We start from the raw sequence: 9467 nt of genomic DNA, 5'->3' as shown, positions 1-9467 counted from the left end.
CTAAATCACAATTCCTTGTGCATCATTATTTGATCAATATATTCCCCTTTGTAATAAATTTAGCTTGTTAAGCATAATGGTACCTATTCCTTCCTCTCTAAATCCTTTCTTTACAGCAATACCTACTAACCCTACATGACTAGCTCTATATTAATGTAAATTCTATACTAGATTATTCCGCCTTATCAGCGTAGCGTGAGGAGATCCAACCTTCCTTACCTTTTTCATATTCTATCTTATACCAACCTTCTTTTTCATCTAGAAGTTCAAACTCATCTCCCGGATCAACTTTGGCTGCTTCTGAAGCAGATAGCGTTGGCTCAAATCGTACGCGAAGCCAACCAGTTGGCGTATCTAAGATTTTCAAAGTTGCTCCAGAACTCGATGTTTCTGAAGTATCTTTTGATTCTGAATCTGTAGTTGCTGAATCCGTAGCTTCTTTCTCATCATTCACGAGAGCCAACTGAATTTCTACAATTAATTTATGTCCTGAAGTTGTATTTACCTTTACCTGTCTGTCCCGAAAACCAGGAGCAAACACAAATAATGTGTGTTCACCAACTTCAATATCTGATAACAATAGAGGAGTCGTTCCTTTTTCCTGCCCATCTAAAGCTACCGTTGCACCATCTGGTGTAGATATTACTGAAATACTAGATTTATCTTCTCCAGTATTCTCTAATATTAATACTTCTCCAGATGAAGATAGCTCACTCTTGCCTAATTCGCGGTTAATATAGGTAATCAGCCCAGCTTGTAAATTAATTTCCTTTTGCCAAGATGTCATATCTGTTCCATCAGGCGTGAGCTTAATAAGATAAGTTCCAGCCGACATTTTTTGATCAAATGGGGTTTTTCCTTTTAAATCATCATCAAAAAAAACAGAAGCAACAGGTGTAGAGACAATTTTAATACCAGCTTGACGATTATCTCTAAGACCCATTATGAATTTTGTAATACCAAATGCAACTCCCACAACAATTATCGCGAGAACTAACAACGTGACTATTTGTCTCTTCATAGAGAGCCTACTATACCATATCCGAACCTATTTTTCTAATCCCCCGAGACATTAAAAACGTAGCCGGCAACAGAACTAAAACAATACCTACACCAAACAATATATTTTGTTTATTGTTAATGACTATACTTGTTGCTGTTTCTGGAGTAGGAGTTGGTGTAGCTGGTGGAGTTGGCGACAATTTAACAACGTGTCTGACTGCAAACTGAACTTCTTCTTTAACCGCTGGCTCATAACTATCACCTCTATTTTTTACAACTTCAACAATTAATATGTAGTCACCTTCTGGAATATTCTCAAAAATAATAGGGGATTTATGTATAAATGTCTGGAACGTTCCCTCAGGTCCATAAATGTCTGCTTTAGCAAAAGAAATAAGCAAGTGTCCTTCTCCACGAACATTTAATGTTGCATCTTCTGGAGATATTAGCTTTACTCCACTAACTATATACTCCATTGTTATCCTATTTCCCAGTACAGTACTTCCCGTCTGAGGAGAAACTATTTTTAAACTTGGTCTTAACGGAGTCTTAACCTGGTCATAGCCCTCAATCGAGGGATCCAGTGGTTGTGCATATACACTGGGACAAACTAAGATTGAAACAATATATAAGAATAATGCAAGGTTTATAATTTTCATACAGCTGATTATATAACTTAGCTGATATAATCTTCTTGTGCAAGAAACAAACCTAAACATTGAACAGCAAAAAGCTGTAAATCATAATAAAACACCTCTACTAATAATTGCTGGAGCTGGAACAGGTAAAACAACAGTTATATCAGAGCGCATTAAGCGTCTTATCATAGAGAAGAAAGCTCAACCCCAAGAAATACTTGCAGTTACATTCACAGAAAAAGCCGCTAAAGAAATGGAAGAACGAGTTGACCAAGCGCTTCCATATGGTTATACCCAGACCTGGATTATGACTTTTCACTCTTTTTGCGATAGACTACTGAGAAATGAAGCTATAAACATTGGCCTTAATCCTGGCTATAAACTCATTGCTGAGGCTGAAGCAATTGGATTAATCCAGAACCATCTATGGGATATGTCTTTAAAATATTTCAGACCTCGCGGCAATCCTACCAAGTTCATCTCTGGGATACTTAGTCACATCAGTAGACTAAAAGATGAAGACATTACAACGGCTCAGTACAGTAAGTGGGTAAATAATAACAGCAAAAGTGAAGATAATTCCAAATGGAAAGAACTTGCATCTGCATATAGTTTTTACGAAGAACTTAAAATTCAAAATGGTGTAATGGATTTTTCAGACCTTATCTCAAATACCTTAGAACTACTACGTACAAGGCCAGATATCCTTAAACAATACCAACAAACTTTTAAACATATCTTAGTCGATGAGTTTCAAGACACAAACATAGCTCAATATGAACTAATTAAGCTGTTAACTGCTAAAGGTACTAAGCCTCTGCTGACAGTTGTCGGGGACGACTCACAGTCAGTGTATAAATTTCGTGGGGCCGCGATTTCAAACATTCTCTCGTTTATGAAAGATTATCCCAATTCTAAACAGATTGTCTTAACAAAAAACTACCGCTCAACTCAAACAATTCTAGACCACGCATATAATCTCATCAAACACAACGACCCAGACACTCTTGAGGCAAGTTTGGGCATCGATAAAAACCTAACAACCACCAGAAAAGAAGCAACACAAAAACCCATTCAATTATTCTTTACAGACCGCGAAGAGCAAGAGGCAGATAGCGTCATATCTACAATAACTAAATTAAGAAAAGAACAGAAATACAGCTGGAGCGATTTTGCCATCCTCCTTCGAGCAAATAGTCATGGTGAGCCATTTATTAAATCTTTAAAGCGAAACGGCATCCCCTATCAGTTCTTAGGACCCAATCAACTTTTTCGCACAGAGGAAATTCGGGATCTAATTGCATATATTAAAACCCTTGCACACTTTGACGATTCTGCCTCTTTTTATCGAGTATTAGCTATGCCAATTTGGAATATTCCTGGACGTGATTTGGCAGCTTTAAATACTTGGGCAAAGCGAACTAATCATTCGCTTTTTGAGCTCTGCGAAGAAGTTACCAAACAATACCAGTCAATAGACTATGACCGAACTCTCACATCGCAGCAACTACCAAATTTAAGCACTAAAACCAAAGATCAATTGGCAATAATAATATCGATGATTCATCGTCACTTAAACTTTGTTCCACGTGAAACGGGCGGACAAATTTTATACTATTTCCTCGCAGACTCTGGTCAACTAGCCAAACTCGCAAAAAACCCTGAGTCATTACAAGATGAACTTCAGTTAACAAACATCTCCAAATTTTTTGACAAACTCAAATCATATGAAGCCTCTCACGAAGACGCATCAGTAGATGCTATAAATAACTGGATTGAACTCTCTCTAGAGGTGGGAGAGTCTCCATCTGCTTCTGATCTCGACTGGATTATTGAAGATCGGGTTAATATATTAACAGTTCACTCTGCTAAGGGACTCGAGTTTAAAGTTGTATTTTTAGTCAATCTTGTTAACTTAAGATTTCCCACTACAAGTCGGCGAGAGCAAATACCTATTCCCGATGAGCTCATTCGAGAAAAACTCCCTTCTGGAGACTTTCATGTTCAAGAAGAACGCCGCTTATTTTATGTTGGAATGACCAGAGCTAAAGACCAGCTTTTTTTTACTGCCAGCAAATCCTACGCAGATAATAAACGTGAGAAGAAATTATCTGGTTTTGTACAAGAGGCTTTGGGTGAAAGCTATAGAACCACGAATCCAGCTATAGACCAACTGGATTTTTTTGAATCATGGAAGGCAACGCCTGAGAGTGTTGAGCCAGCCAAACTCCATCATCAAGTAAGCTATTTATCTTATTCACAAATTTCTGCATTTCGCTTATGCCCATTGCATTACAAATTACGGTATATTCTGAAGGTCCCTACACTCATTTCTCCTGCGCTAATCTTTGGCACCAATATTCATACTACTTTGCGAGACTACTATACATATCTAATCAACAACAATCCACACAGTAAAGATAAGTTGCTGCAGTTTCTAGAATCAAACTGGCAGACAATTGGTTTTAAAAACAAAAAGGAAGAGCAAGTAAATCTTAGCTCTGCCAAAGAATATCTATCGGGCTTTTATGATCAAGCACATTCTCAACCAATTTATACAAAAGCCCTAGAGGAAAAATTCACTCTTCCTTTAACTCCAACTATAAAAATTGGTGGGATAATTGATCGGATCGATGTTCTACCAAGTGGAGAAATCGAAATAATTGACTATAAAACATCAAACAAAGTCCCCACACAAAGACAAGTAGACAAAGACGAGCAGTTAACTATTTATGCATTAGCCGCAACTCAAGTCCATCATCCTCTTTTCCTCCAAAAGCCCCAAAATATAAAACTGTCACTCTACTATTTTGCAAACCAGCAGAAATTAACCACCATTCGCTCCACTGAAGAGCTTAAAACCAGCAAAGAGAATATTATTAAATTGGTGGATGAAATGGAAAATTCAAACTATGCCTGTTCAAAACACTTCTTCTGCAAACACTGTGAATACAAGCTCTACTGCAACCCTGCATAATGCCTGTCAAAATCAACCCTATCAAGTGGTCCTCTCTTATGAGCGAAAAAGGCGAGGCCCTTCACGAAATGGAAGTTTATCCGCCGACAGGAGGAATCTTACCTTAAGTGAGCGATTATACCCAATTCTAAAGCCAAGCTCTATACTTTATCTGTCATCCCCAACTTAATTGGGGATCCATCTTTCTGGATTCCCATTTTCATGGGAATGACAAAAGAGGTTGAATACTAAGCTCTTTTGTTAAATCATGAATGGGTACAGTTATTTTATTTGACAAATATTTATGAGTTTGATTTAATGTAAATAATGAGGAAAACAACATCTTTCTTGCTGTCATTAACTGCTTTGTACGGATTTTTGAGTGGATTTGGAACACTAGGCTCCAATCAGCAACCAACTGAGACTTTTATTCCAAATCCTTATAATTCAATCTCTGCCCTAATAACAATTTTAGGTAGTGCGCTATTGGTTCCTGGTGTAATTGGTCTATTAAAAGAAAAGTCCTGGGCATTTCCTGCATCAATATCTGGACTTATCCTATTTATAATTGCCGCTATACTAATTGCTATTGGAGGTAATATTCTTCTTCTATCTTATGTTCTTCCGATTGTCTCGTTCGTATTCTTGATTTTCATAAATAAGAAATAATTTAATCTTCGGTTATACGCTTTCACGTTAATACTCTGACATAATAAGTTTGAACTTATGTTTGTGGGAAGTCCTATGAAATAATCCAACCCCAAGGGTTAGAGTAAATAAAACTACTGCAACCCAATATAAATGTACATAACTCAGTACATAATACTTGACATTATTTAGTAAACTTGTTACAATTATCTAACTATGAACATGAATGTCATGCCAATAACAGAGGCGCGAAACCAACTTGGTAAGCTAGCCGAGAAAGTAAATGGAGAAAATACATTTGTCTTAACCAAAAGTGGTCGTCCGTGGATTGCCTTAGTAGATATAGATTATCTCACTAAATTACAAGAAACAGTTGACAAGATCTACCAAAAAACCTATATTGACCCTAATTTACTACCATTTACGCGTAAGTTTAGCCAAACAGAGATCGAAAAATGGTTAAAAGAAGACCAGCTCTAAATGAAATCTCTTTTCCTTGACTCAAGTGTAATATTCACTGCAGTAAATTCTCTCACTGGTGGTTCAGCTAAACTCTTTACACTAAGAAAAGTAAAGTTAGTAACATCACTTGTTGTTTTGACAGAGGTTGAACGTAATATTAATAGTAAATTACACTCATACCATTTAGCAAGGTTCCATAAGTTACTAAGTAAAATCAAAATAGTCAAACAATATCCAGATACAAAGCTTATAAATAAAGCTCAGAAAGTAATTGTCAAGAAAGATTCTGTAATCTTAGCTGAAGCAAAACTAGTAAAATCAAGCTACTTAATCACGCTCGATAAAAAGCATTTTCTAACACCTGCAGTAGAAAAATTCTTAGCTCCTCAGAAAGTCTTAACTCCTAAAGACTTCTTCAATAACTACATGTAAGGCTTAACCTTACTAAGGGGTTGTTAAATCAAGCTAATCTAGAGAGAGCTTTTAAGCTTTAAATATAGCTGGCGGAGGATGAAAACAAGATTATATAGTCTATATAAGACTGGTTTTAAGACTAGATCATAGGTCCCCACAAATTCAACATGAGTAGCTCCATAACCTTCCTTGAACCGATGAAATCCATACCAAGAATCTTTGGGATCCGGATCTGGACCCAGTGCTCCCCACATATCAAAAAGTTTTGCGTAATGCTCTTTACCCCAACGAATAACTTCCCACATTAACAAATTAGACGCCATTGTATCCTTATGCTTAATACTAGATGCACCATATGGATAATATAAAATATCATTGTGTAAAAATAAGACCCATGAGGCAACCGTTTCTCCCTTATAAAAAGCTTTTAACAAATGGGCCATGCCAATTGGATGCAGAGCTGACCACATTTTACGGTGATAATCGTTGGTATGAGCAAAAAAGCGCTGTCTTTTGGTTGTCTCCATTGTTAGCTTTAGGTATTCTTCAAATGCCGCTTCTGAATTATCTTCCACTATCGCCACCCCTTTGCGCCTTGCCAAGCGCACATTATAGCGAGTTTTACTCTTCATCTTAAACAATAACTCTTCTTCAGATCTTGTTAGATCAAGCCAAAAGCTATACTTAGTAAATAATGGGTGAGGAGATTTTGTAAGTGAAGAATCTATTTTTACATTTTTAGCAAGAATATTTGGCTCTAGTTTAATAAATAAACAATTATTATCTTGGCCAATCTCTCTTAATTCTTCAAGAATTTCTTTAGTTGGCAGCTCTCCTTTGGGTAGATATCCAATTGTAAAATGAGTATATGGAATCTTGTGAATAGTAAGCTGAAAACCAGATATAAGATTTTCATTTTCAAAGATGCCTCTGCGCACCACTTTCACTCCTGTAGATTTTCGAAACTCCCCCCACTCCCAGGTCTGTAAAGGATGCTTGACCAATCGATTGTATTCCTGCTGATACTTATTTCCTATCTCTAGTACTTTTAACATAACTATTATTAAATATACTGTATACTATACAGTATGTTTAAATTAAAATACATTTACAGTATTGTTCCAATCTTATTAGTGGTTATAATAGCTATCTCATTAGGATTATTCGGTTACAGAATATTTAAAACAAAAAGCATTTATACATCACTCAATAATACTCCTGAACCAGAAGTGGACTTCACTAACCCTTCGGCTAATAAAACTCAAGGAGATCTAGTCGCTGAAGCTCGAGGCGACCTTGCTCTTCAATCAGGTATCAAAGACCTGGATATTTCTACAGTATCAGTTGAGGCTGTAAACTGGTCAGACTCAAGTTTGGGATGTCCCACGCCAAAAACAGCTTACGCCCAAGTAATTACCCCTGGATACAAAATTATTCTGAAAGTTGACGATGAGATATACACCTACCACGCTAGCTCTACTAACATAGTTCTCTGCCAGTCTACAAAATAACATCATAGTCCAAAAGCTCTTCAGGGATCTCAGCAATAAAGCGCGAAACTGGATTAGAGTTATAACGACCAAAATACATCCTGCGCCTCGCATATGTCATGTACAGTCTCTCTTTGGCCCTTGTAATTCCAACATAAGCTAATCTTCTTTCTTCTTCTAGCTCATGAAGATCGTCTATGCTCCGAGAGTGAGGAAATATCCCTTCCTCCATCCCTACAATAAAAACTACTCTGTACTCAAGTCCTTTTGCCTGATGCAAGGTCATTAAAGTTATAGCATCTTTGCGACCTTCCCGTACTAGTGTTTCATTCTTGGTCGTAGAAGAGATCTCTCTCTCAACCAGCGCCACATTTTCTAAGAAGTTAACCAAATTAGGATACTCTGCTGCCACAGATTTTAACTCACGAATATTATCCAGTCTCGCCTGGTCTTCTTCGTCATGCTCTGTATATCTCTCAAGATATCTTGTTATTTGAAAAATCTCCTCCATTATTTCCAAAGTTGTAAGTTCCTCTTTTAACTCGCCAGAGGTCCCAAGAAACTCCAAGAGTTTCTTTGCCATCCTTTTGCCAATTTTTTCCACTCTAAATCGCGCCATAATATCATTAGTATTTACAGCTAGCCGCAACATTGCTAAGACATCTTTAATCTCTTTTCGTTCATAAAAACGTACTCCTCCAACTAAGCTATAAGGAATCCCGTAATGTAAAAACATCTCCTCTAAAGCTCTAGATTGAGCATTAGTACGATACAACACCACCATATCCTTTGCTTTCAAATCTGGATCCAACTGATGAAGCTTTAGCATGGTCCGGATAACATATTCTGCTTCATCTTTTTCACTAATTGCCTCATATAATTTTATATGCTCTCCATCGACGCTATCAGTCCAAAGCTTTAAGACTGGATGGGTTGTATTCTGACCAATAACTGCATGTGCAGCATCTAATATGTTCTGAGTAGAACGATAATTTTGCTCTAATTCATAAACTGCAACTTCGGAAAATGCCTTTTGGAAGTTTAAGATATTACGGTAATCTGCCCCTCTCCAGCTATATATACTCTGAGAACAATCTCCCACTACGCAGATATTTTGATATTTTTTCGCCAAAAGTTTTGTCAACACGTATTGGGCTGTATTTGTATCTTGATACTCATCGACTAAGATATAAAGAAATTTTTCTTGATACTTATCCAAAATCTCTGGATTTTCTCTAAATAGTTCAACTGCCCTTAGTAATAAATCATCAAAGTCTAATGCTCCCGCTTCCATAAGCATTTTTTGATATTTTGGATATACATTCGCCACCACTTCTTGCCAAGCTCCATGAGCCATCTGGCTATACTTATCAGGCGTTATTAACTCATTTTTCGATGATGAAATATTCGCTAAAATTGAGCCTGGACGAAACTTCTTAGGAGACAGATCGAGTTCTTTTAAGATATTACGAATCAACCCTTGTTGATCACCATCATCGTAAATTACAAAATCTTGTGATACATCAACGTGGCGACCTTCTTTACGAAGCAGCGACGCACAAAAACTATGAAAAGTAGAAGCCGTTGGTCGACTAGATGTTTTTGAGTCCAACAACTTTATTATTCTTTCTTTTAATTCAGCCGCCGCTTTATTTGTAAATGTAACTGCTAATATTTGGCCAGGGTCAACACCATGTTTATCTACCAAATATGCAATGCGCTGTATCAAGACTCTTGTCTTGCCAGATCCAGCTCCAGCTAACACCAACATGGGTCCTTTTCCATGACGGACAGCTGCTTGTTGCGCGGAGTTTAGATTTTCTAATATCTTATTCATAAGCTATAATGATTAACACT

The 9467-nt window shown here is 37.0% G+C and carries 9 protein-coding genes; 5 read left to right on the top strand and 4 right to left on the bottom strand.

Annotation, left to right across the window (positions count from 1 at the left end; genetic code table 11):
* Positions 1-172: 172 nt before the first annotated feature.
* Both CO050_03735 and CO050_03730 read right to left on the bottom strand, forming a co-directional pair.
* A complete protein-coding gene (locus tag CO050_03735; GenBank protein PJC31350.1) occupies positions 173-1021 on the bottom strand; it encodes a hypothetical protein in 849 nt (282 codons plus the stop codon).
* Between the two features lie 10 nt (positions 1022-1031).
* Complete coding sequence (locus CO050_03730; GenBank protein ID PJC31349.1) at positions 1032-1661, bottom strand: hypothetical protein; 630 nt, start codon at positions 1659-1661, stop codon at positions 1032-1034.
* A 37-nt stretch (positions 1662-1698) separates the two neighbouring features.
* On the opposite strand from CO050_03730, the gene CO050_03725 reads away from it, so the two are divergent.
* The 4 genes from CO050_03725 (at position 1699) to CO050_03710 (ending at position 6138) form a co-directional block, all read left to right on the top strand.
* Positions 1699-4617, top strand: coding sequence for a hypothetical protein (locus CO050_03725; protein ID PJC31348.1), 2919 nt, complete (start codon positions 1699-1701; stop codon positions 4615-4617).
* Positions 4618-4923: 306 nt separating this feature from the next.
* Entirely contained in the window at positions 4924-5265 is a 342-nt protein-coding gene (locus CO050_03720) for a hypothetical protein (protein PJC31347.1), read from the top strand.
* A gap of 195 nt (positions 5266-5460) precedes the next feature.
* Positions 5461-5724, top strand: coding sequence for a hypothetical protein (locus CO050_03715; GenBank protein PJC31346.1), 264 nt, complete (start codon positions 5461-5463; stop codon positions 5722-5724).
* Entirely contained in the window at positions 5725-6138 is a 414-nt protein-coding gene (locus tag CO050_03710) for a hypothetical protein (protein PJC31345.1), read from the top strand.
* A gap of 38 nt (positions 6139-6176) precedes the next feature.
* Here the strand turns inward: CO050_03710 and CO050_03705 are convergent, their stop codons facing one another.
* On the bottom strand, positions 6177-7175 hold the full coding sequence (locus CO050_03705) for a peptidoglycan bridge formation protein FemAB (GenBank protein ID PJC31344.1): 999 nt from the start codon (positions 7173-7175) through the stop codon (positions 6177-6179).
* A 33-nt stretch (positions 7176-7208) separates the two neighbouring features.
* Between CO050_03705 and CO050_03700 the strand changes: the two genes are divergently transcribed.
* A complete protein-coding gene (locus CO050_03700; GenBank protein ID PJC31343.1) occupies positions 7209-7631 on the top strand; it encodes a hypothetical protein in 423 nt (140 codons plus the stop codon).
* On the opposite strand, the gene CO050_03695 is transcribed toward CO050_03700, so the two are convergent.
* Positions 7621-9447 carry an ATP-dependent DNA helicase PcrA gene (locus tag CO050_03695; GenBank protein ID PJC31342.1) on the bottom strand — a complete coding sequence of 609 codons (1827 nt, stop codon included), beginning with the start codon at positions 9445-9447 and terminating at the stop codon, positions 7621-7623. The genes CO050_03700 and CO050_03695 overlap by 11 nt on opposite strands.
* Between the last annotated feature and the right edge of the window lie 20 nt (positions 9448-9467).

Source organism: Candidatus Roizmanbacteria bacterium CG_4_9_14_0_2_um_filter_38_17 (assembly GCA_002788855.1).
GTDB lineage: Bacteria > Patescibacteriota > Microgenomatia.
The sequence above is the reverse complement of the archived record's forward strand: the minus strand, read 5'-3'. Positions and strand labels throughout refer to the sequence as shown.

What these genes read in the sequence shown, in the direction of transcription:
- CO050_03735 (PJC31350.1), bottom strand. Translation starts at nt 1,021, where the DNA reads ATGAAGAGACAAATAGTCACGTTGTTAGTTCTCGCGATAATTGTTGTG.
- CO050_03720 (PJC31347.1), top strand. Translation starts at nt 4,924, where the DNA reads ATGAGGAAAACAACATCTTTCTTGCTGTCATTAACTGCTTTGTACGGA.
- CO050_03710 (PJC31345.1), top strand. Translation starts at nt 5,725, where the DNA reads ATGAAATCTCTTTTCCTTGACTCAAGTGTAATATTCACTGCAGTAAAT.
- CO050_03695 (PJC31342.1), bottom strand. Translation starts at nt 9,447, where the DNA reads ATGAATAAGATATTAGAAAATCTAAACTCCGCGCAACAAGCAGCTGTC.
- CO050_03700 (PJC31343.1), top strand. Translation starts at nt 7,209, where the DNA reads ATGTTTAAATTAAAATACATTTACAGTATTGTTCCAATCTTATTAGTG.
- CO050_03715 (PJC31346.1), top strand. Translation starts at nt 5,461, where the DNA reads ATGAACATGAATGTCATGCCAATAACAGAGGCGCGAAACCAACTTGGT.
- CO050_03730 (PJC31349.1), bottom strand. Translation starts at nt 1,661, where the DNA reads ATGAAAATTATAAACCTTGCATTATTCTTATATATTGTTTCAATCTTA.
- CO050_03705 (PJC31344.1), bottom strand. Translation starts at nt 7,175, where the DNA reads ATGTTAAAAGTACTAGAGATAGGAAATAAGTATCAGCAGGAATACAAT.